Genomic DNA, 22,121 nt, shown 5'->3' with positions numbered 1-22,121 from the left:
TTCTCGACAAGACGGATCTCTATTTCGCCAACAGCGGGACCGTCAGTGGAACCGGTGTGTTTGACTACGCAATCGGGGCTGACGGACATACGACTTACAGCAGTGTCAATTCTGACTTTGCCGCCATCACATTGGCCGGTACCGTGGCCGGGAACGCGATCACGACGCCGACCGTAGCCTGGGCTTCTGAAACGTCGACAGAGGCTGTCTTCAATGTCAGCTTCGACTATCTCACCGGTGGCGCATCCACCCACGAGACGGGCACCATCACTTTCGACAAGGTGGCGGGAACTTATACCGTGGATCTGGTCGACCCGATTTCTGCGGTAACGATCAGCACGGTGAGCAATTCGTCTTCTATCGTCGGGTATCAGCCAGGATCCTCGACAATTGACAACAGCCAGCCGGATGTCGCGGTAGCTCAGGTCAATCCAAACCTGTTCATCCAGTTTACCGGCTTTGCGGAACCGGGCTCTGGCACTGGCGTCGACAATCTGCAATCAGGCTCGATTGACGGCAATCCGCTTACTTACGTGAACGGAGAATTGCTCACCCAGAGCTCATCATACGTGTCCATCTCCGGCACAGCAAACGGCGTTGCCGGCGATACAATGGGCAAGGGAGAAGTCATGGACATGGACTTCTTCACCACGAACCCGACTGGATTCACGGGTTTGACGCCTGATGCCCAGGTGAGTTCGATGTTCCTGAAGTTTGATGGCATCGGGAACTCCGAAGATTTCATCGTCATCCTGAAACTCTACGATACGGTTGCAGGCACCTATACAACCAAGGCGATGTTTGTTGAGAACGGCGACATCTTCAAGGGCGCGGGCACTGGTCCTGGCATCTACTCGGGTGTAACGCTCGACAACAATGACGGACTATTGATCATCGAATCGAATGACTACAATGCTCCCGGTGAGCACTACGTGCTGGTCGGCGCACAGATAACTCCGACCGATGAAGGGATCACCGGCACGGCGATCAATCTCAACGGTGCCATCGGCGCCGGCGGAGCGAGCACCGGGGTCCAAAACCTGAGCTCCGATACCAACGATCTCGGGTTCAAAATCTCCGATATCGGTCTGATCAGCACCACGACGACGGCCCAGAACGCCGATCTGACCTTCAACGTCACGGTAAAAGACGCAGACGGCGATACCTCAACGGCACAGCAACTGGACGTTCACGTAGTCAATGGCGTCACATATACTGGCACGGCGGATGCCGAAACCATGCAGGGTACAGCCAACGGCGACACACTGAACGGCAGCGGAGGCAACGACATCCTGCAAGGGCTTGCCGGAAACGATACTCTGAACGGTGGGGCGGGCGCTGACACGATGACCGGCGGCACCGGTGCCGACACGTTCGTGATCGGGGCCGGCGATTCGACGCCTGTCATTGGCGGATCGGGCAACTCCGGCACGATCTCCGGCTATGACATTATTACGGACTTCGTCGCCGGGACCGACAAGTTGAGCCTGCCTGGCACGCTCGTGGCCGCAGCCACTAGTGTCGACGGCGGTAATTCCACTTTGACGATCGGTGGAGATACCGTTCAGTCGCATACCGTGACAAACGGTATGGCCAGCTTCTTCGGAACCGACACCTTTACCGCGCCATTGGCGGTCACGTCTGCCGCAAGCTTGGCTGCGGTCGTCCAGTACCTGACGATTACAGACATCGGAAACGCCGGGGCGACGCTCGCATTCACCGCAACGATCTCAGGAGTAGATCATACCTTCGTCTACACCCAGACGACCACCAATGCGGGCGTGGGTGCATTCGTTGACCTCCAGAACGTCACGATAACGAACCTGAACACTTTGATCGGAGGATCGGTCGACCCGATCATCCTCGACCTGAACCACGATGGGTTCGCCTTCTCCGATGTCAGCCACGGTGTCCAGTTCGATATGAATGGCGATGGCAGCAAGGAGCAGCTTGCCTGGAACACATCCCATGACGGCATGCTCGCGGTCGACCTCAACCATGACGGCAAGATCGACGACGGCAAGGAGCTGTTCACGCCGAACTTCGGCGGTGGTAACTTCGCCAGCGGGGCGGCAGCACTGGCTTCGCTCGACAGCAACCATGACGGCGTCATCGATCACAATGACACCGTCTTCGACAGCCTGCTGATCTGGAAGGACGCCAATGCCAATGGCATCAGCGACAGCGGGGAATTGTCACACCTCGCCGATAACGGTATCGTCTCCATCAGCACAGCGGCTACTCCGACTGTTGGCGAAATCGACGGGCAGACCGTGACAGGCAACGGCACGTTCCAGATGGCCGACGGTACGACCGGCAACTACGTCGAGGTCGAACTCAACACCTCGCTTGTTGCACCGACGGAGCCGTCGGTGGCGATCGCTGGCACTTCAGGCGCCGACACGTTCAAGATCGACAATCTGAACATCAAGGATCTGATCGCCGACTACCATGGCGCTGAAGGGGACAAGATCGACCTCACTGCGCTGTTCGACAAGGCGCCGGCCGGCAACATCGCCGACTATGTGCACTATAACAGCGCAACCAGCACGGTTAGCGTCGACACTACTGGCTCAGGCAACTCGGCCAACTTCGTCGACGTCGCCGTTCTGCAGAACGCGCCTGCCGCCGGCACCATCAACATTCTTTACGACGACTCAACACACACACAGCAGCACGTCACGATTTAGCACTTCTGCGCGGTCGCGCTCCCGTGCTATGCATTAGCGAACGATAAACTGAGGATATCGAGGGGCTTACATGAAACGTTCTGCAAGATTGCTGGTTTCGGCCACGGCACTGCTCTTGGCCGGATCGACGGGATTTGCCGCCGACATCATCGGGGAACCGGTAGGCGACTATTGCCGCGTCGTCGGCACGTCCAACCTGGTGCTGACCGACAACATCGTCGATCTCAAGGCCCAGGTGGTCAAGCTGATGGACGAATCGGTTGCCGTCGCCAACAGTTCGGAATGGATCAATTCATCCCGGCCGGCATTCGTGTGGGCTTCGGAAGCCAAGGTCGCCTGTGGCATGGCCTATGGCTACCTGAAGACGGACTATAAGGACGAGGACACGCTCAACAAATGCGAGTGTTTCCACGATCGCATGGTCGAATACATGCACTGACCGGACTCATGACAGCCAACGGATCGGCTTTGAGGGCGATCGCTGGCGATCGCCTTGGCCTGTTTGCCACGCGGGCCAGCGCCAAGTGACTGGACCGACCTTACGCGGGACGCAGTCAGCCGACTGGCGGCTTTTCGACAGCTAGAGCGATTCACCGGTTAACGGAAACGGTGAATCGCTCTAGCTCTTTGTTTTGACGCAATTCCTGTGGGAAAACCGTTTCACACTTTTCCTGGAATTGCTCTAAATCAAAGAACAGCAAGACGGATAGCCAAGTCCGCCGTAACATGGCTTGAAGACCAGACCGGGAAATACCGGCGGCAGACGGGGTGGAGCAAGCATGGAAGCTGGCCAGGAGGGCCGCAGTCTGCGGACATGGGCAATCGCGCTCGGGCTCGCCGTGATAGTGTCGGGCTGCCAGTCGAAAGGCAACGTTTCCGAAGTGCTCGATCCGGCCGCGGTTGCCGCGCCCGCCGGCCAGAACGGCGCCGCTGGGCCAGCCCAGACGACCCAGTCGCTCGGCATCGGTACAACCAAAGTCACGATGCTGCTGCCCTTGTCCGCGTCCGGCACGTCAGGGGAAACCGGCAGGAAGATGCGCGATGCCGCCAAGCTGGCGATGACGGATATCGGCAATGGATTGCTGACGTTGACGATAGAGGACACGAAAGGCGACAGCGCACAGGCCGGCAAATTGGCGGTGCAAGCCATAACGACGGGATCCAAAGTCGTCATCGGTCCGACCGAATTGCCGGCGGCCCAGCATATTGCCACGCTGTCCGGCTCGAAGCGGCCGCCGGTTCTGGCGCTTGCCGACAATTTCGCGGGCGGCGCCGGGGTTTATGCCGTGCGCCTCAGCGAAGCCGACAGCGCCGCGGCGGGCGCCGCCGGGCTCGCCGCGAAAGGTAGCAAGAAATTCGTATTGTTCGTCGCGGAAGGCTCGGACGCCAGCTCAGTGGAAAAGCGGGTGGCGAACGGCCTCAGCATCTATGGCGCGACGCTCGCGGTCACACTGCCCTATTCGGCCGGCGACGGTGGCGCGAAGGCGGTCGACCAAATGGGCTCGCTCGTCGACGCTCCCGACGCGGTCATCGTTGCCAGCGGCGAAGGCAGTCCTTCACCTGTGCTTGCCGCCCTCAAATCAAAGGGCATTCCGGGAAAGGCAATCTCTGTCGTCGGAACGGACCGTTGGCTGGAGCATCCCATGGATCCGCTGTTCGAGGGAGCATACATCGCCACGCTCGATCCCAGCGAAACCGGACCGATCGCGGACCGTTTCAGGACAACATACAACTACCCGGCCGACGTCAATGTGGCCTACGCTTATGATATGGTTGCCCTGACGGCAGGGATTGCCAGCGCGGTCGGACCTGATGGCTTCAGCAAACAGACCCTTGAAAACCCGAACGGGTTTCGTGGATCGACAGGTTTGTTCCGCTTTCGCGCCGACGGATCCAGCCAAAGATCGATGCCATTCTATCGGATAGAAAAGGGTGCGCTCAAACTGGTTGCCAAATCGACGTCGGGGTTCTGACCGGCTGGCGGCGGGATCTTGCTCGAACGCTGCGCCGGCCTGATGGGCTGGCATGCCCGCCTGGTGATCGCGGTCGGGGGCCTCGAGCTGCTGGTCGGAATTATCCTGATCGTGCGTGGCGGAGCCTTGCTTTCGGTCAACCAGCCTGTCCCTGCACCGCCCCTGGAAATAGCCGGCGAGCAAGCAGGCCCGGCGGACGCGGCCATTCTCGACGGGCAAAGGCGAGAACCGGCGCGGCGGATTGCCGAGAGCCTTATCGCCCCGCCGCCGGTCGACGCATCCGAAATCGAGCGGGTGGAAGCCCGGCCACCGCTCGGAGAACTCGGCCTCGCCGTACCGCCCAGAACGCCGATGCCGCAAGACTGGCGCGAAACCCTGCTCTACCATCCGGTTGCAACGTCATCGGCGATTTTCGAATCGATGGGGCGGAAGGTGATCATCAGCGGGACCGGGGACATCGACGCTGACCAGACCTGTTCGTTTCGCGATGAAGGCTGGCCCTGCGGCCAGCGTGCCCGCGCGGCTTTCAATGCCTGGCTGCGTGGGCGCGCGCTGAAGTGTTTTCTGCCGCCGGACGCCGAGCGCTTCGCCATCGCCGCACCGTGCCGGCTGGGCAAGCAGGATGTCGGCGCCTGGCTCGTGGCGAATGGCTGGGCAATGGCGATGCCGACCGGCATCTATAACAAGGCGCAGGCGACTGCCCAGAGCGCTGAGATGGGCATCTTCGGCCCGCCGCGATAGACTCGAGAACCGGAATGATCCCCCTTGCAAAAGCGGGAGGAGATGGATCGACCGCTGGTACGCTATTTGTTAACCGTTGCGGAGCAGGTTTGCCCGGGCGAGCCGGTTGCGCGACAGTCATCGGCCAGTTCGATCAATTTGTATGGTTCGCCGAAACTGAATTTGCGGTAGGCCGGCTTTATACCAGCTGATCTGACAGGAGATTGGCCGATGGCACAGACCGGAACGACCGCCACTACACCGGCGTGGAGAAAGCTTGCGTTGCTCGCCTTTTTGGGGACAGCGGCGAGCCTTGGCCTTTCGGTGGGCCTGAACTACCTGCTTTTGTTCAGCGACGGGCTGACGCCGTTCTGGCGCAGCATGATCACCGCGGCGCTGCTGCCCGTGATCATTGGCCTGCCGCTTTTCGTGCTGGTCGGCTGGCAGCAGATGCAAATCCACCGCTATCGGCAGGAACTCAACAAGTCTGGAACCTACGACAGGTTGACAGGCTGCCTGAATGGGCCGGTTTTCGCTTCGATGATTGAACGACGGACCGCCAGGCGGCCGGGGCCAGGACCACGCACGGGCGCCTTCCTGATCATTCATCCGGAACATCTTCGGTCCATCAACACGCGCTTTGGCCTTGAATGGGGCGACGAGGCCTTGCGGCTCATAGTCTCGACCATACAGTCGTCGGTGCGCGAGGAGGATCTGGTTGGGCGCATCGGAGCCTCGATGTTCGGGGTCTTCCTCTCGGGCGCGACGGAAGCAGAGGCTGAGGAAATCGGCGAGCGTATCCGCACGCGGGTCGCGCAAGTCTATTTCGCGCCAAAAGGCACCGAGGCTGTCCTCACCATCAAAGTCGGCGGCGTGATGTTCGAAAACGAGGTGGAGTTCGGCGACATGTTCCGGTCCGCCGAACAGCGCCTGTCCGAAGCGCAGGATGGCGCCGGATTTGAGCTGACGCATCTAAACAGCTGACGGCCGGAGCGCCAGCGGCCCACTCCGGCAGAATAGCCAGTCGAGGCCTTATCAGGGCGGCTTCGCGCAGTACTAAAGAAATTGCTAATATAACGAAAACGTGCCAGCGTGATGCTCCGCGTCGCGTATGGGAGGATGCCATGGCCGATAGTGGAATGAACGTCACGAAATTTGAATCCAAGTCCCACAACCACCCGGATGAAGTTCGCTCGCCCAAAAAGACACGCGTCGAAGTGGTGCGGCTTCCCGGTTTCACACTCGGGCGGCTCAACATGGAGCCAGGATGGAAATGGTCCGAGTGCGTGAAGCCTGTCGTCAAGACCGATAGCTGTCAGGTCGCACATGTCGGCTACGTCGTGTCGGGGACCATCACCGTCCGAATGAATGACGGCACCCAGAAAACGTTCGAGCCAGGCACGTCCTATACAATTCCGCCCGGCCATGACGCCTGGGTGGAAGGCAATGAACGCTTTGTGTGCATCGAAGTTATGAGCGCCGAGCAGTATGCCAAACCAGCGTAGGTAGAGCGCAAACTGCTGGGCTGGAGGCTCGCATGCGGGTGGCGGAGCGGTTGTCGCACCAACTGACGCGGAAGCGATGTAGATGCAACTTCGCCCACCCGTAGCGTGCGGAGGCCTGCCCTGAGGCGGCATTGTGAGCGGGCGGAAAGGCAAGAGCAGACAAATAGGGGTGCGTGTGGCGGATAGCCCCGCCGCATGAGCCCGCTCTCCGCCGCTCAACAATTATAACGCCATGAAACAATACTGGCGCTGCCGCCATATAGGGGTATAATCAGTCGTTGTTTAGCTCAGGCTCGGCAACAGGTAGGAGGAGTAGGCCTGCCGCACCCCCCTGTGCAGGCCTGTCCGTCGCCCTTCCCTCCGCGACGCTCCTCCTACTGGCCCACCGAGCTGGGTCCCGAGGACAGGAGGGGCCGTCCTCAGCCAAGGTTGCGGAGGATCGGGCGATGTCCGTTACCGACCAAGCACTAAAATACGGCACCTTGAGCGCCAAGGAGTTGGCTCTATTGAGCCGTGCGTTCGACACGGCATGTCGTCAACGTCTGGTAGACGACCATTCGTTGGAGGCGGAAATCATAGCGGAGGAAATCGTTGCCGCTTACCGAAATGGGGTGAGGGACGAGGGCGAATTGATCAAGGCCGCTAGAACCTCATCACACATCGGGTAGATCACGCCGCCCTCGATTTGCGTACATCCCCCGGTGTGATGCGCTGTTGGAATCGCCAGGAGCGCCTGCCATGCGTCCAGCTTTCGCTCCATCCGTTTAGACTCTCCCCGAGACGGTCGCCGCGCGGTCCCTGTCATACTCCCCAAGCGACTTGGTGAATTCTTGGCTTTTTCCCAGCCCGGCGACATCCAACAACCATATAAATCATCGCGCCGGTCCCAGAGTCGCTGGGGGCTCTAACTTGCCCTGCAATATCAGAGCCCTTGCGCTTGGAAAGACCCCCGCATTCGCCACGGCTTCCCAGCCATCACGCAGCACCTTTCCATAACAGTCCCGTTCTACGGAAACCATGGAAGCTCTATGTTTTTGATACCACTTGGAAAAGAGTGGTGCTGGGCGAGAGGATTGAACCCGCATCAAGAACTCGAAAGACCAGCCCTAGCCAGCATTTCAAGGAATCTCGCGTGGTGATGATCCTTCACATAGCGAGGCACAAAGCCGGGGCAGACATTACCCAGGTTGAGATGTGGAAGTTGTGACAGACAATGATGAATGGCCCGGGAGGCCTCTTCGTTGTTCCCGGTTGCCGACGCGGCCGCAGCCCAATAAAGGGCACCGCGAACGAACCCTGGCTTTGTCCTGACAACCCTGCGGGCGACTTCGAGCGCCCGCTGATCGTCGCCGCCGGCGAACAGCGCAACAACCAGGCCGTGGTGACGCCAGAAGTCGATGACGTCATGCGTTCCGAGCCGAATTGCCTCATTGGCCTCACGCACTGCTTCGCTGACCTGACCGCGCAGCGCAAAGAGCATCGAAATGTCGCCATGGCCGGTCGGATAGCTTGGGTTAAGGCTGATTGCATGCTGACATTCGGCGATCGCCTCGTCTATGCGGCCGGAACTTTCGAGAGCGAACGACAGGATGCAGCGGGCAATTTCGTCGTCAGGCACTGCCCGAACCGCTGCTCCCGCAAGCTCCACCGCTCGGTCAATCTGCCCCGGCTCCCGGGGTATCGAGCCAAACGCCACGCCCATGGAAATTACGATCGAGAGTGTCCGCTTCGCACGAGCGTTGTCAGGACCTATCGAGACAGCCTTCTCGGCAAGCTCTATCCCGACCAGCAGCGAGTCCCGGGTCATCTCGAAATACTTCATGAGAGCTTCGTTCACCAACCTGCGCACTTCAGGAGGACCAGGTGGGCTCTTGTCGCGGACTTTCCAGTTGGTCAGTTGAAGGTCGAGGATCACGGCCAGGACAACAGCCTGTGCGATCCTGTCCTGGAATTCCAGCGCGTTCTCGGAGTGGCCGTCGAACTTCTGGGCCCAGACGTTATGGCCGCCTGCGGCATCGACAAGCTGGATATTGACCCTCAGCCCATTGCCGGACCTCTGGACGCTGCCGCTGAGCACATATCGCGCCCGAGGCATTCCCGGGATTTTGATTTCTTCAGCAAGGTCGTTCTTCTCCACGGGTGGAGGCGCAGAGAGCACGACATAGTCGGCTACCTCGGAGAGCGCCGTGGTGATGTCCTGGACGAGTCCCTTGGCGAAAAAGTCATCGCCTTGCTTTCCGGTCAGATTGATGAAGTCGGCAACGCTGATCGATGGACGTCCGAGGCGTTGGCTGGCTGGAACAGTATTTACCGACTGCACATTTGACGCGGTCTCGGCGGCAGATACAACGGATTGCCAAAGCGCTCGCGTCTGCGGGCCGACGTCGACGCCGAACTCCTTCTTCAGCATGCTTCTGCAGGCCTCGTATGTCCTGATCGCCCTGTCGCGTTGGCCGCATGCGAGGAGCAATTCCATCTTGAGTCGATAGGATTCTTCCCGCGTCGGTTCCATGGCCAGAACACGATCGACTAGGATGATCCCGGCTTCCGCGTCGACGAGGCGGGCCAGTTTTTCAAAGCCCTCAAGTGCGCGGCTGAGCAGCCTGTCGCGTTCGGATGCGACCCAGTCATCGAACCCATTTCTTCCCAGATAAAGTCCGTCAAGGAATGGCCCGGTGTAGTTCGCCAGAGCCTTTTCGAGTTCCTGCACGGAATGGGATGAGAGCCCTGCTTGGAATTCCTCAACGTCAACCCGAACAGCGTCTGCAGCGAGGCCGATCAATTCCCCGCGGGAATGGATAAGATCCACACCTGCGCGCGACAGATCCCGACGCATGACGCTGAGGGTTTGCCGCAGGCTATTGCGCGAGTGTTCGCTATCGCTATCACCCCAAAACAGATCAGCCAGTCTCTCCCGTGTCGCCACCATGCCAGGACACCGGGCCAGATAAGCAACAATCGCAGGCCCCCGCTTCCCTGTCAGCCGGGGCGGATCCGCTGTTCCATTTTCGATCCGGAAACCACCGAAGAGTGAGATTCTATTTGGATCGCCGCTGCGCTCATTTTGCATTTTCTCCCCCGCCTGACGAAATTCTAACTCAAAACTAACGCTTCGCAAACTGTAGCGCCCCGCCCTCAAGCGCTGTCGTGACGCAAGGTCAATTAGGCTTCGCTGAATTAGGGCTGCCAGTCAGCAACAGACTTTGGCTCCGAGGGGGTGGCGTGTGTCCAAGACTAGAGCCAATTTTCTGCTGCTGTTTGCAGCCGCTTTGTGGGGCGTCGGCAATGTCGCGCAAAAGATGGTGCTTGCTCATCTCGACGCGCTGAGTGCCGTCGGCCTGCGCTGCCTAATCGGTGGGCTGCTTGTGCTGCCTTTCGTCTTGACCGAAAGACGACTGCCTGCCGGGCTGGGCTATTTCTCCAGCTTGGCCAAGGTGAGCGTGCTATTTGCCATCTCCATCACGCTTCAGCAGATCTGCTATCTCGGCGCCACAGTCACAAATGCAAGCTTCCTGGTGAGCACGGCGACGGTGATGACACCACTGGCCGCCTGGCTGCTCCTCGGCGAACGTCCGACAGCGAGCCTTGCCGCCGCCGCAGGACTGACCACTGTCGGTGCCCTGCTTTTGTCCGGCGGGATCGCCAGTCTCGGCAGCGGCGATCTCACCGCCATCCTCTCGGCTGCCTGCTATGCGCTCTGGATGGTCGAGCTTGGCCGGCATATGCAGACCCATGCGCGGCCGTTCACTGCCGCGGCGACACAGTTCCTCGGCGCTGCCGCCTTTGCCCTGCCGCTCGGGGCAGTGCAGGGCAACCTGTCGCTCGCCGCTGCATTTGCGGCAGGCCCGGAACTCGTAGTCCTCGGCGTGTTCTCCACCGCAATCGCCTTCGGCATACAGATTGCCGCCCAGCGCTTCACCCCCGCCAGTCATGCCGCGGTGATCGTCAGTGCCGAAAGCGTCTTCGGGGCGCTGGGCGCGACGATCTTGCTCGGCGAACGGAACTCACCTGCGGGCGTAATGGGTGCCGCGATCATTCTCGGCGCGATCCTGTCTGTCGCGATGTCGAACCGAACGCCGCGGGCACGCACGCCCTCGCTGCCCGGTTCGATTCCCTTAGACGCGACGTTTGCCCTTGCGGCTGTGCCTGCAGCTTGGGCGGAGAATCGCCCTGCCCTCAATTCAGGTCCATTGGAGAAGTTTGATGACCCCTGCCGGTGATGCGAATTTGTTCCCGACCCGACCGCCGCTCGGCATAGCGCCGATGGCTTCGATCGTGTCGATGGGCAACGGACTTGTCGCGAGGTCGCTGCGATGATCGCGTGGGCAATTCCATTCGCACATTTGGTATCGCCGCTTCGCGTCCGCATGAAGGGGCCCGGCGGCTACTACAACAGCGGCAACGCGCTCGGCCTAATCGTAGGTCTTGCAATCCAGATTGCCACCGCGCCGATCGCCTTGCATGACGGAAGCAGCGTCACTACGGCGGTGATCGACTATTTCGCCGGGAGCCATGGCACTGTTGCGCTGACCTTGGCCACCCTGGTCTTCTTCTTGGGCGGCGAAGTCTATCACCGGGCATGGGCAAGGCCCGATGCTCCCGATCCCGCCCTTAACCGTCTCGGCGACTTCCTGTCGGGCTTGGGCGCGATTGGGCTCGGCATTGCCCTGTTGCTGCTCGGCGACCCGCTGCTTGCGGCGACGTCTGGCCTGCTGCACGCGCTGGGCAAATTCGGCAGCACCTTTCACACACCGGGCACTCAGGTTCCGGTGTGGCCGGCCGACTGGCCGGATCCGTTCCGCAGTGCGGTGCTCGCTAGCCGGGTTCCCGCAATTTTGGCGGCGACCGTCGCCCTGGGGTGGGCCTTGCCGGAGGTCTGGTCGGGCGGATCCTTCGCGGTACTCGCCATGCCACTGACCTTGCTTGGCTGTTACGTTTTGTGGACCAGGGCCGATCTGCTGCTGTTCGGCGTAGGGACCCAAGGCCCTCCCCAAATTTCCACATGCTGAAAATGGCCGCTTTGAAACGACTGATCGATGGAGAATAACATGTTCGGAAGTGCGCATCAGGGTGTAACTGGCTTGTCTGCAACAGGCTCCGTTCACCAGCAGCCGCGGATGAGAGGGAACGGCATTCTGAAGTCTGCGAAGCGATCGGTCAGAGGGCCGGCAAAGCCAGTCAGCTCATATCTTAGACTGGCGGGAATGCTTGCCGCTTCGGTGCTTTGGGGGCTGCCGGCGGATGCCGCCAATGTTGATGTTGCTATCGTATTCGCAGTCGATTTCTCGTCCTCGATTGATCCGAAGATTGCTGACCTGCAGCGTGAGGGACATGCCGCGGCGCTCACTTCGCCCGATATTATCGCGGCCATCGCCCGGAATTATGTTGGCTGCATCAGCGTGGCCTACTTTGAATGGTCGAGCCCTGGCCACACGCGCATTGTGCTGCCGTGGACAAGCATCTGTGGGCTGGAAGATGCCAAGGCGGCTGCCTCGGTGATCAGCAAGAGAGGCGACACCGGCAATATTCGAAGAGGACGAAGCGGGACATCCGTTTCTTCAGCCATTGACGTCGGAAGTCTTCTGCTGGACCAGTTTCCTGGGAAGGCGGCCAAGAAAGTAATCGACATCTCTTCCAATGGTGAGAACAACGACGGACTTCCGGTTCAGCCCAGCAGGCTCAACGCCATTGCCAAGGGATACACCATCAACGCGATCGCCATTCCAACGGAAGACGAGAATCCCGACCAACCATTGGCATCCTATTTTGCCAAATCGGTCATTGGCGGATCCCAAGCTTTTGTCATAACGCCGAAGGGGCCGAATGACTACGCTATGGCTCTTCGCCGCAAGCTGGTCACTGAAGTAAGCTTAGACGTTGATCCGCAAACTTCCGGCATCAGGTAGCAAACGAGACCAACTTCCTCCTTACGACAGAAGATGATCTTGATCAGGAAACTGGCGATAATTCGACGAAGAAGTCGAAGAGTCAGCTTGTGCGCCGGACTGTCCTAGGGGGACCTAATCGATGGAGCGTGACCTGCTTGAATCATTCACTCGGCGAGGAGCCCTTACGTATCAAGGGTTTGAATGATTTCAAAGGGAAAACTGGTGCTGCGAGAGAGGATTGAACTCTCGACCTCTCCCTTACCAAGGGAGTGCTCTACCACTGAGCTACCGCAGCCGGTGGCGGGGCTTCTGCCATATCGAACCGGCAAGCGCAAGGCCAAGAACAACGCTTCTGTGAAAGCCTTTGCCGGATAGCTTTCAATGACATGGCGGCGCCACAATGTTGGCTATCCCTGAACAGTAGGGTTGGCCGGTCGCCGGCCGGGACGAAACGATGAGCGACAAGACAAATCAAGCGAAAAAAGGCGGCACGGATCGCAAGGACCGGCTCGCCGAGCAGTTGCGCGCCAATCTGCAGAAGCGCAAGGCGCAGTTGCGTTCGCGCCGTACGGGTGAGGCCGACCAACGGCCGGACGGGCTCACTGCTTCAAAGGAAATGCAAAAAGATTAACTCAAATCAGCCACTCTTGGTCCGGATGCTGGGAATGAACCAGCCCAATTCTTGAACCAAGCTGGCCAATGGTCTAGACGGGCCGATATCAAAACGATTGAACCGGCCTTTTTTGGCCGAGAGGGACGTTCTTCCATGGATCGCATCAGAATTGTAGGCGGCAACAAGCTCGCCGGAAGCATTCCGATCTCGGGCGCGAAAAATGCCGCTTTGCCGCTGATGATCGCCTCGCTTTTGACCGACGACACGCTGACGCTGGAAAACGTGCCGCATCTGGCCGATGTCGAGCAGCTGATCCGCATCCTCGGCAATCACGGCGTCGACTATTCGGTCAACGGGCGCCGCGAGAAGCAGAATGAAGGCTATTCGCGCACCATCAATTTCTCCGCCCGCAATATCGTCGACACGACGGCGCCCTACGAGCTGGTGTCGAAGATGCGGGCCTCGTTCTGGGTGATCGGGCCGCTGCTTGCGCGCATGGGCGAGGCCAAGGTGTCGCTGCCAGGCGGCTGCGCCATCGGCACGCGCCCGGTCGATCTGTTCCTCGAAGGGCTGCAGGCGCTCGGCGCCGATCTCGACGTCGACACCGGCTATGTCATCGCCAAGACCAAAAATGGCCGTCTGGTCGGCAACCGCTACGTGTTCCCGAAAGTCTCGGTCGGCGCCACCCATGTGCTGATGATGGCGGCCTCGCTCGCCAAGGGTGAGACGGTGCTCGAAAACGCCGCCTGCGAGCCCGAAATCGTCAACCTCGCCGAATGCCTCAACGCCATGGGCGCCAGGATCTCCGGTGCCGGCACGCCTGTCATCACCATCGACGGCGTCGAAGCGCTTTCGGGCGCCCGCGTGCGCGTCATCCCCGACCGCATCGAGACCGGTACCTATGCGATGGCCGTCGCCATGACCGGCGGCGACGTCGTGCTCGAAGGCGCACGTCCCGAGCTGCTGCAGACCGCGCTCGACGTGATTTCGCAGACGGGGGCCGAGATCACGCAGACCAATTCCGGCATCCGCGTCAAGCGCAACGGCGCCGGCATTTCGCCGGTCGACGTGACGACGGCGCCCTTCCCGGCCTTCCCGACCGATCTGCAGGCGCAGTTCATGGGTCTGATGACCATGGCCAAGGGCAAGTCGCGCATCACCGAGACGATCTTCGAAAACCGCTTCATGCACGTTCAGGAACTGGCCCGGCTCGGCGCCCACATCACGCTTTCGGGCCAAACGGCGATCGTCGACGGCGTGGCAAAGCTGAAAGGCGCGCCGGTCATGGCCACCGATCTTCGCGCTTCCGTTTCGCTGGTCATCGCCGGCCTCGCGGCCGAAGGCGAGACCACGGTCAACCGCGTCTACCATCTCGACCGCGGTTTCGAGCGGCTGGAGGAAAAGCTGTCCAACTGCGGCGCGGTGATCGAGCGGATTTCGGCTTAGCGATCGGGCGGCAGCAGCTTCGGGCATAGATAGTTTTCGACTAATGTTGGAACGGCAATGTCGAAGTCGGCGCCGCCCCTCATCTGCCTGCCGGCATCTTCTCCCCGTATAGTGACGGGGAGAAGGGACTACCCGCGACGTCCGCTCCTTTTCTGTCACGGGATATTGGCGAAATCCTTAACGAGGCTGTCCTTCTCCCCGTCGCTATACGGGGAGAAGTGCCCGGCAGGGCGATGAGGGGCGGCGCAAACCTGCAGCTATTGGCGTGGTTGCACGGATCGCCAAGACCGCCTAACAGAAGGCTGAACCGTCAACTTTCAGGTGCGAAATCCGCATGACTGCCCTCAAGCTTATCGCGCTCGACGATCAGGACCTGAGTATCGTCTCGGCCCATGTCCAGGACGCCGTGATGAAGGTTTCGGATCTCGAATACCTGCCGTCGGCCAAGCGTTTCGTGCTGACCATGAACCGTTTCGTCTGGGAGGCGAAATCCGGCCTGTTTCGCCAGCATAATGAGCGGCGGCAGGCCGTGCTGCATTTCGACCGGGTGCTCGGCGCCAAGACCAACGGCATTGCCCGCGACAAACCGGCCGAAATCCTCTCCCTGCTGGCGATCAGCTTCATCGAAATCAGCAAACCGGCCGGCATCGTCGAGCTGATCTTTTCGGGCGGCGGCACCATCATGCTCGATGTCGAGTGCATCGAGGCCCGCCTTGCTGATATCGGCGGCGCGTGGGAAGCCACGTCACGCCCCATCCACAAGGCTTGAGCGTCCGATGGCCATCACGCTTCGCCAGTCCGACGCCGATTTCGAACAGTGCTTCGCCGCCTTCCTCCTGACCAAGCGGGAGGTGTCCGCCGATGTCGAGGCCGCGGTGCGCGAGATCATCGCGCGGGTCCGCGCCGAGGGCGATGCGGCGCTGATCGACTATTCCAGCCGATTCGACCGCGCCGACCTCAAAAGCGTCGGCATCGCCGTCTCGAAGGACGAAATCGCCAGCGCCTATGATGGCGCCGACGCGCAGACGATCAAGGCGCTTGAATTCGCGCGCGACCGCATCCGCGCCTATCATGAGCAGCAGCTTCCGAAGGACAATCGCTACACGGATGCCGCCGGCGTCGAGCTCGGCTGGCGCTGGACGGCGATCGAGGCCGTCGGGCTCTATGTGCCGGGCGGCACGGCGAGCTATCCAAGCTCGGTGCTGATGAATGCCATACCGGCCAAGGTTGCCGGCGTCGAACGCATCGCGATCTGCGTGCCGGCCACCGGCGGCGCCATACCGCCGCTGGTGCTGGTGGCGGCCGATATAGCAGGCGTTTCCGAGATCTACCGCGTCGGCGGCGCCCAGGCGATATCAGCCCTTGCCTACGGCACCGAAACGATCCGGCCGGTGGCCAAGGTCGTCGGTCCCGGCAATGCCTATGTGGCGGCGGCCAAGCGGCAGGTGTTCGGCACGGTCGGCATCGACATGATCGCCGGGCCGTCGGAAGTGCTCGTGGTGGCCGACGGCAACAACAATCCGGACTGGATCGCGGCCGATCTGCTCGCCCAGGCGGAACATGATGTGTCGGCGCAGTCGATCCTGATCACCGACGATCCGGCCTTCGGCAAGGCGGTCGAAGAGGCGGTCGAACGCCAGTTGCGGAGCCTGCCGCGCGCCGAGACGGCCGCCGCGAGCTGGCGTGATTTCGGCGCGGTGATCCTGGTCCCGACCATCGAGGCCTCGCTGCCGCTGGTCGACCGCATCGCCGCCGAACATGTCGAGCTCGCCATCGACGATGCCGAAGGCTTCCTGTCGCGAATGCGCAATGCCGGTGCCGTCTTTCTCGGCCGCCACACGCCGGAAGCGATCGGCGACTATGTCGGCGGCTCCAACCACGTGCTGCCGACGGCGCGATCAGCGCGTTTCTCGTCGGGCCTGTCGGTGCTCGACTTCGTCAAGCGCACCTCGATCCTGAAGCTCGGGCCAGAGCAGTTGCGCATGCTGGCGCCGGCGGCGGTCGCGCTGGCCAAGGCGGAAGGGCTCGACGCGCATGGCCGCTCCGTCACGATCCGGCTGAACATATAGGCTGATATGACGGGCTCCGATCAAACCCGCGCAAAACTGATCGATGTCGAACTCGATGAATCGATCGGCCGTTCGACGCCCGATGTCGAGCATGAGCGGGCGGTAGCGATCTTCGACCTGATCGAGGAGAACAGCTTTCAGCCCGTCAACGATAGCGGCACGGGCCCTTACCGGCTGAAATTGTCGCTGGCCGAGCAGCGCCTGGTCTTCGCCGTGGCGCGCCAGGACGGCGCCGCGGTGGTCACCCACATCCTGTCGCTGACGCCGCTGCGGCGCATCGTCAAAGATTACTACATGATCTGCGAAAGCTATTACGACGCGATCCGCTCCTCGACGCCGAGCCATATCGAGGCGATCGACATGGGCCGGCGCGGCTTGCACAATGAGGGCTCGCAGACGCTGATGGACCGGCTTTCCGGCAAGATCGACATCGACTTCGACACGGCGCGCCGGCTGTTCACGCTGGTCTGCGTGCTGCACTGGCGGGGCTAGCCCTGGCACCCGGCGCCCTGCCCCGCTCGATCCTGTTCCTGTGCGGCATGAATGCCGTGCGCTCGCCGATGGCCGAGCAACTGGCGCGCCGGATGCTGCCCACCACCATCTTCGTCGCTTCCGCCGGTGTGCGCGCCGGCGAGCGCGACCCCTTCGTCGACGCCGTGCTGGCCGAGGACGGCCTCACGCTGGGCGAGCGTCATCCAAGGACGCTCGACGATCTCGAGGACGACTATTTCGACCTGATCGTCACGCTGGCGCCGGAGGCGCATCATGCCGCGCTGGAACTCACCCGCTCGCTCGCCGTCGAGGTCGAATACTGGCCGATGCCGGACCCGACCGGTGCCGGCGGCACGCGCGAGCAGATCATGGCCAGCTACCGCGACGTACGCGAGCGGCTGAAAGCCCGGATCGGCCGCCGGTTCGCCGCTCCGGGACCTGCGGATTAAGCGTGTTCACAAGCGCACGATTATCATATAGGTTCCGCCGAAATTCCAGCCGGGGGCGCTGGAACTGCCATCCAAGCAAAGGTATCGAATGCCGAAGGAAGAAGTCCTCGAGTTTCCGGGTGTCGTGACGGAATTGTTGCCCAACGCGATGTTCCGGGTGAAACTCGAAAACGAACACGAGATCATCGCCCATACGGCCGGCCGCATGCGCAAGAACCGCATCCGCGTGCTGACCGGCGACAAGGTTCTGGTCGAGATGACGCCATACGACCTGACCAAGGGCCGCATCACCTACCGTTTCAAGTAAGATCAAGGCTCGGCCGGTACAGCGATGAGCATTTTGCATAAGCTGGTGCTTGCCTCGGGTTCGCCGCGCCGCATCGAACTCCTGCAGCAGGCCGGCATCGAGCCGGACCGCATCCTTCCAGCCGATGTCGACGAAACGCCGCTGCGTGCCGAGCATCCGCGCTCACTGGCCAAGCGGCTGTCGAAGGAAAAGGCCGAGAAGGCATTCGCGTCGCTGAAGACCGAGACGGACTATGGGCCTGGCTTCGTGCTGGCCGCCGACACGGTGGTCGCGGTCGGGCGGCGTATCCTGCCCAAGGCCGAGACGCTCGACGACGCCGCAAACTGCCTCGGGCTGTTGTCCGGCCGCTCGCACCGGGTCTATTCCGGCATCTGCCTGATCACGCCGAGCGGCAAGCTGCGCCAGCGGCTGGTAGAGACGCGGGTGCGTTTCAAGCGGCTGCCGCGCGAGGAAATCGAGGCCTATGTGGCCTCGGGCGAATGGCGCGGCAAGGCCGGCGGCTACGCCGTCCAGGGTCTTGCCGGCGCCTTTGTCGTCAAGCTCGTCGGCTCCTACACCAACGTCGTCGGCCTGCCGCTCTATGAGACGGTGGCGCTGCTTGCCGGCGAGGGCTTCAAGATCCATCAGAGCTGGCTGTCCGCACGGTCATGAGCGTCGACGACAAGGTAACGCCGTTGCGGCCCAAACGCCCTTGCCCCGAATGCGGCAAGCCGTCGGCGCGCGACACCTATCCGTTCTGCTCGAAACGCTGCAAGGACATCGACCTCAACCGCTGGCTGAAGGGCACCTATGTCATCAAGGCCCGTGACGACGAGGACGAGCCCGACGCCGACGAGCCGAAATAAGCGCAGCCTTTATGCATGTCGCTGTCCCAACCCGGGACCACTATTGGGCGACATGCATTGGTCAGGCCGCTTCGGTCTTGTGCGTCACACGCGCCCAGGCCGGCAGCCAGTCGCCATGGGCGGCGAGCAGATCGTCGACCAGTGACCAGATCTGATCGAGATCGAGCTCGGCCGCGGTGTGCGGATCCATCATCGCCGCGTGATAGATGTGTTCGCGGTTCTCGCTCATCAGCGCCCGCACCGTCAGTTCCTGGACGTTGATGTTGGTGCGGATCAGCGCGGTCAGCTGCGGCGGCAGATCGCCGATATAGGTCGGCTGGATGCCGGAGGCATCGACCAGGCACGGCACCTCGGCGGCGCAATCGCGGGGCAGCGAGGTGATGCAGCCATTGTTGCGGACATTGCCGTAGATCACCGACGGCTCGCCGGTCCAGACTGAATTCATGATCGAGGAGGCGTATTCCCGGGACTGCTCGACCTCGATGCGGTCGGCCGAGCGATAGGCTTGCGCCTGGTCCTTCCAGTGCTCGATCTGTTCGATGCAGCGTTTGGGGTATTCATCGAGCGGAATGCCGTACTTCTCGATCAGGTCTGGGCGACCGTCCTTGATGAAATAGGGCGTGTATTCGGCGAAATGCTCCGAGCTTTCTGTAACGAAATAGCCCAGCCTGGTCAGCATCTCGTAGCGCACCTTGTTGGGGCAGCGCGGATTCCAGCCTGGCTTGGGCGCGCGGCCTTCGCGATAGGCGCGCACGAGGTCGGGATAGAGGTCGCGGTAGGAACCGTCCGGCTGGCGATGCTCGAAGCTGAGATAGAAGGCCATGTGGTTGATGCCGGCCGAGCGATAGCGGATCTCGTCGTAAGGAAGATCGAGATCATGCGCCAGCTCCATCGCCGTGCCCTGCACCGAATGGCAGAGGCCGATCTGCCTGATGTCAGGATATTTCTCCGATATCGCCCAGGTGTTGATCGCCATCGGGTTGACGTATTGCAGCATGATCGCCTCGGGGCAGACGGCGAGCATGTCCTCGCAGATCTTCCACAGATGCGGCACGGTTCTGAGCCCCCGCATGATGCCGCCGACGCCGAGCGTGTCGGCAATGGTCTGGCGCAGGCCGTATTTCTTCGGCACTTCGAAGTCGGTGACGGTGCAGGGCTCATAGCCGCCGATCTGGAAGGCGACGACGACGAAGTCGGCGCCGGCAAGTGCCTTGCGCTGGTCGGAATAGGTCTCGGCCTTGGCCTTGACGCCGAGCGTCGCGATCAGCTTGTTGACGACGACGGCGCTTTCTTCGAGCCGCTGCGGGTTGATGTCCATGAGCGCGATCGTCGCGCCCGAAAGCGCTGGCCGCTGCAGCACGTCGCCGACGATGTTCTTCATGAACACCGTCGAGCCGGCGCCGATGAAAGTGATCTTGGGATGTCTTGCCACGCTAACCTCCGGCATATGTTCAGGCCACGTCGAAAGCGGCTCTGACGAGCCGTTCGGTGTAGGCGGTCTTGGGATGGGAAAGGACCTCGTCCACAGGCCCCTGCTCGACGATCTTGCCGTGCTGCATGACGATGACGCGATGGCAGAGCGCCCGCACCACCTTGAGGTCGTGCGAAATGAAGAGGTAGCTCAGGCCGCGCTCATCCTGCAGCTTGCGCAGCAAATCGATGATCTGCGCCTGGACGGACAGATCTAGCGCCGATGTCGGCTCGTCGAGCAGGATAAACTCGGGTTCGAGCGCGATGGCGCGGGCAATTGCGACGCGTTGGCGTTGGCCGCCGGAGAATTCGTGCGGGAATCGCGACAGGATATCGCCCGGCATGCCGGCGCTGACCAGCGCCTCGCGCACCCGGTCGACCCGCTCGCGCCGCGTCGCGCCGATGCCGTTGACGACCAGCCCTTCCTCGATGATCTGGCCGATCGTCATGCGCGGGTTGAGCGAAGAGAACGGATCCTGGAAGACAACCTGCATGCGCGAGCGCAGCGGCCGCATCTCATTGCGCGACAGGCTTTGGATCGGCTGGCCGTCGAAGCGGATTTCGCCGCGCTTGGTGTCGGTCAATCTCAGCAATGCCTGGCCGAAGGTGGTTTTGCCGGAACCGGATTCGCCGACCAGCCCCAGCGTCTCGTGACGGCAAAGTTTGAGGTCGAGGTCGTCGACGGCGACCAATTCGCGCCAGTCCGGCTTCAGGAAGGTGCCGTGGCGCAGCATGAAGCAGACGCGCACGCCGTTCGCCTCGAGAATGGTGCCGCAGCCCTCCGGCAGCGGTTGCGGACGCCCGCGCGGTTCGGAGGCGAGCAGCCGCTGCGTATAGGGATGCTGCGGAGCCGCGAAGAGACGCTCGGTGACGTTGTGCTCGCACATCTCGCCATGCTGCATGACATAGACGTAGTCGGAGAATTTGCGCACGACCGTGAGGTCATGGGTGATCAGGATCACCGCCATGCGCAATTCCTTCTGCAGATTGCGGATCAGGTTGAGGATCTGCGCCTGGACGGTGACGTCGAGCGCGGTCGTCGGCTCGTCGGCGATCAGCACGTCGGGATTGTTGGCCAGCGCCATGGCGATCATCACGCGCTGACGCTGGCCGCCGGAGAGCTGATGCGGATATTGCTTGAGCCGCGCCGCGGGATCGGGGATCTGGACGTGCTGCAAGAGTTCGAGCGCCCGCGCCCAAGCTTGCCTGCGGCCCACTTTGCGGTGTACCCGGATCGCCTCGACGATCTGGCTGCCGACCGTATAGATCGGGTTGAGCGAGCTCATCGGCTCCTGGAAGATCATCGAGATGCGGTTGCCGCGCAGCTTGCGGCGGGCACTTTCGGGGAATTTCAGGATGTTCTGACCATCGTAACAGACGCTGGATTTCGGCGAGACGGTGGCTCGCCGCGACAGCAGCCCCATGACGGTGCGCGCCGTCACCGACTTGCCGGAGCCGGATTCGCCGACGATCGCGATCGTCTCGCCACGGTAGAGCTGGAACGAGATGTCCTTGACCGCTTCAACGACGCCATGCTCGACCTTAAAGGCGACCTCGATATTGCGGGCGTCGATGATGGGCTGGTCCTGGCGTCCGTCATGGTCATAACGGACGGTGGGTGCGAAGGATTCGGCGAGCGCGATCGTCATTCCTG

The 22,121-nt window shown here is 61.4% G+C and carries 22 protein-coding genes and 1 tRNA gene; 19 read left to right on the top strand and 4 right to left on the bottom strand.

Going from position 1 to position 22,121, the window contains the following annotated elements; genetic code table 11:
* The 7 genes from JT360_RS11265 to JT360_RS11235 form a co-directional block, all read left to right on the top strand.
* A partial coding sequence (locus tag JT360_RS11265) for a beta strand repeat-containing protein (RefSeq protein WP_214471675.1) occupies nt 1-2,690 on the top strand: 2,690 nt, incomplete at its 5' end.
* 70 nt (nt 2,691-2,760) lie between these two features.
* Entirely contained in the window at nt 2,761-3,129 is a 369-nt protein-coding gene (locus JT360_RS11260) for a hypothetical protein (RefSeq protein WP_214471674.1), read from the top strand.
* 340 nt (nt 3,130-3,469) lie between these two features.
* Complete coding sequence (locus JT360_RS11255) at nt 3,470-4,663, top strand: type 1 periplasmic-binding domain-containing protein (RefSeq protein ID WP_214471672.1); 1,194 nt, start codon at nt 3,470-3,472, stop codon at nt 4,661-4,663.
* 18 nt (nt 4,664-4,681) lie between these two features.
* Nucleotides 4,682-5,404, top strand: coding sequence for a thermonuclease family protein (locus JT360_RS11250; RefSeq protein ID WP_250888728.1), 723 nt, complete (start codon nt 4,682-4,684; stop codon nt 5,402-5,404).
* A 360-nt stretch (nt 5,405-5,764) separates the two neighbouring features.
* The gene (locus JT360_RS11245; RefSeq protein ID WP_250888727.1) at nt 5,765-6,367 is read left to right on the top strand and encodes a GGDEF domain-containing protein; all 603 of its coding nucleotides are present in this window, start codon (nt 5,765-5,767) and stop codon (nt 6,365-6,367) included.
* Between the two features lie 140 nt (nt 6,368-6,507).
* A complete protein-coding gene (locus JT360_RS11240) occupies nt 6,508-6,888 on the top strand; it encodes a cupin domain-containing protein (RefSeq protein WP_214471670.1) in 381 nt (126 codons plus the stop codon).
* 446 nt (nt 6,889-7,334) lie between these two features.
* The gene (locus JT360_RS11235; protein WP_214471669.1) at nt 7,335-7,556 is read left to right on the top strand and encodes a hypothetical protein; all 222 of its coding nucleotides are present in this window, start codon (nt 7,335-7,337) and stop codon (nt 7,554-7,556) included.
* 416 nt (nt 7,557-7,972) lie between these two features.
* On the opposite strand, the gene JT360_RS11230 is transcribed toward JT360_RS11235, so the two are convergent.
* Nucleotides 7,973-9,958, bottom strand: coding sequence for a BTAD domain-containing putative transcriptional regulator (locus JT360_RS11230; RefSeq protein WP_214471668.1), 1,986 nt, complete (start codon nt 9,956-9,958; stop codon nt 7,973-7,975).
* A 154-nt stretch (nt 9,959-10,112) separates the two neighbouring features.
* Between JT360_RS11230 and JT360_RS11225 the strand changes: the two genes are divergently transcribed.
* From JT360_RS11225 to JT360_RS11215, 3 genes are all read left to right on the top strand, one after another.
* Nucleotides 10,113-11,108 carry a DMT family transporter gene (locus tag JT360_RS11225; protein ID WP_214471667.1) on the top strand — a complete coding sequence of 332 codons (996 nt, stop codon included), beginning with the start codon at nt 10,113-10,115 and terminating at the stop codon, nt 11,106-11,108.
* A gap of 93 nt (nt 11,109-11,201) precedes the next feature.
* Nucleotides 11,202-11,897 (top strand): hypothetical protein, encoded by a 696-nt coding sequence (locus JT360_RS11220; protein WP_214471665.1) that lies wholly within the window; start codon nt 11,202-11,204, stop codon nt 11,895-11,897.
* A 39-nt stretch (nt 11,898-11,936) separates the two neighbouring features.
* Nucleotides 11,937-12,794, top strand: a complete 858-nt coding sequence (locus tag JT360_RS11215) for a DUF1194 domain-containing protein (RefSeq protein WP_214471664.1) — start codon at nt 11,937-11,939, stop codon at nt 12,792-12,794.
* 202 nt (nt 12,795-12,996) lie between these two features.
* Here JT360_RS11215 and JT360_RS11210 read toward each other — a convergent pair.
* Nucleotides 12,997-13,071: transfer RNA gene (locus JT360_RS11210), tRNA-Thr, on the bottom strand.
* 159 nt (nt 13,072-13,230) lie between these two features.
* On the opposite strand from JT360_RS11210, the gene JT360_RS11205 reads away from it, so the two are divergent.
* From JT360_RS11205 to yacG, 9 genes are all read left to right on the top strand, one after another.
* Entirely contained in the window at nt 13,231-13,407 is a 177-nt protein-coding gene (locus tag JT360_RS11205; protein ID WP_214471662.1) for a hypothetical protein, read from the top strand.
* Between the two features lie 135 nt (nt 13,408-13,542).
* Nucleotides 13,543-14,835: a UDP-N-acetylglucosamine 1-carboxyvinyltransferase gene (murA, locus tag JT360_RS11200; protein WP_214471660.1), complete on the top strand. Its 1,293-nt coding sequence runs from the start codon at nt 13,543-13,545 to the stop codon at nt 14,833-14,835.
* Nucleotides 14,836-15,169: 334 nt separating this feature from the next.
* Nucleotides 15,170-15,604, top strand: a complete 435-nt coding sequence (locus JT360_RS11195) for a DUF2948 family protein (RefSeq protein WP_214471658.1) — start codon at nt 15,170-15,172, stop codon at nt 15,602-15,604.
* A gap of 7 nt (nt 15,605-15,611) precedes the next feature.
* Nucleotides 15,612-16,904 carry a histidinol dehydrogenase gene (gene hisD, locus JT360_RS11190; RefSeq protein ID WP_214471656.1) on the top strand — a complete coding sequence of 431 codons (1,293 nt, stop codon included), beginning with the start codon at nt 15,612-15,614 and terminating at the stop codon, nt 16,902-16,904.
* Between the two features lie 6 nt (nt 16,905-16,910).
* A complete protein-coding gene (locus JT360_RS11185) occupies nt 16,911-17,396 on the top strand; it encodes a UPF0262 family protein (protein ID WP_214471655.1) in 486 nt (161 codons plus the stop codon).
* Nucleotides 17,384-17,845, top strand: a complete 462-nt coding sequence (locus JT360_RS11180) for an arsenate-mycothiol transferase ArsC (protein WP_214471691.1) — start codon at nt 17,384-17,386, stop codon at nt 17,843-17,845. The genes JT360_RS11185 and JT360_RS11180 overlap by 13 nt, the downstream gene beginning before the upstream one ends.
* Before the next feature lie 88 nt (nt 17,846-17,933).
* Nucleotides 17,934-18,152, top strand: a complete 219-nt coding sequence (gene infA / locus JT360_RS11175) for a translation initiation factor IF-1 (protein ID WP_006200926.1) — start codon at nt 17,934-17,936, stop codon at nt 18,150-18,152.
* A 24-nt stretch (nt 18,153-18,176) separates the two neighbouring features.
* The gene (locus JT360_RS11170) at nt 18,177-18,803 is read left to right on the top strand and encodes a Maf-like protein (RefSeq protein WP_214471653.1); all 627 of its coding nucleotides are present in this window, start codon (nt 18,177-18,179) and stop codon (nt 18,801-18,803) included.
* Complete coding sequence (gene yacG, locus JT360_RS11165; protein WP_214471651.1) at nt 18,800-18,997, top strand: DNA gyrase inhibitor YacG; 198 nt, start codon at nt 18,800-18,802, stop codon at nt 18,995-18,997. The genes JT360_RS11170 and yacG overlap by 4 nt, the downstream gene beginning before the upstream one ends.
* A 61-nt stretch (nt 18,998-19,058) precedes the next feature.
* Here yacG and JT360_RS11160 read toward each other — a convergent pair whose 3' ends face one another.
* Both JT360_RS11160 and JT360_RS11155 read right to left on the bottom strand, forming a co-directional pair.
* Nucleotides 19,059-20,429, bottom strand: coding sequence for an alpha-glucosidase/alpha-galactosidase (locus JT360_RS11160; protein WP_214471649.1), 1,371 nt, complete (start codon nt 20,427-20,429; stop codon nt 19,059-19,061).
* Between the two features lie 19 nt (nt 20,430-20,448).
* The gene (locus JT360_RS11155) at nt 20,449-22,116 is read right to left on the bottom strand and encodes an ABC transporter ATP-binding protein (RefSeq protein ID WP_214471648.1); all 1,668 of its coding nucleotides are present in this window, start codon (nt 22,114-22,116) and stop codon (nt 20,449-20,451) included.
* Nucleotides 22,117-22,121: the final 5 nt, after the last annotated feature.

It is taken from the genome of Mesorhizobium sp. dw_380 (assembly GCF_018588885.1).
Classification (GTDB): Bacteria; Pseudomonadota; Alphaproteobacteria; order Rhizobiales; family Rhizobiaceae; genus Mesorhizobium.
Note: the sequence above shows the minus strand (reverse complement) of the source record. Positions and strands in the feature narration are given on the sequence as shown.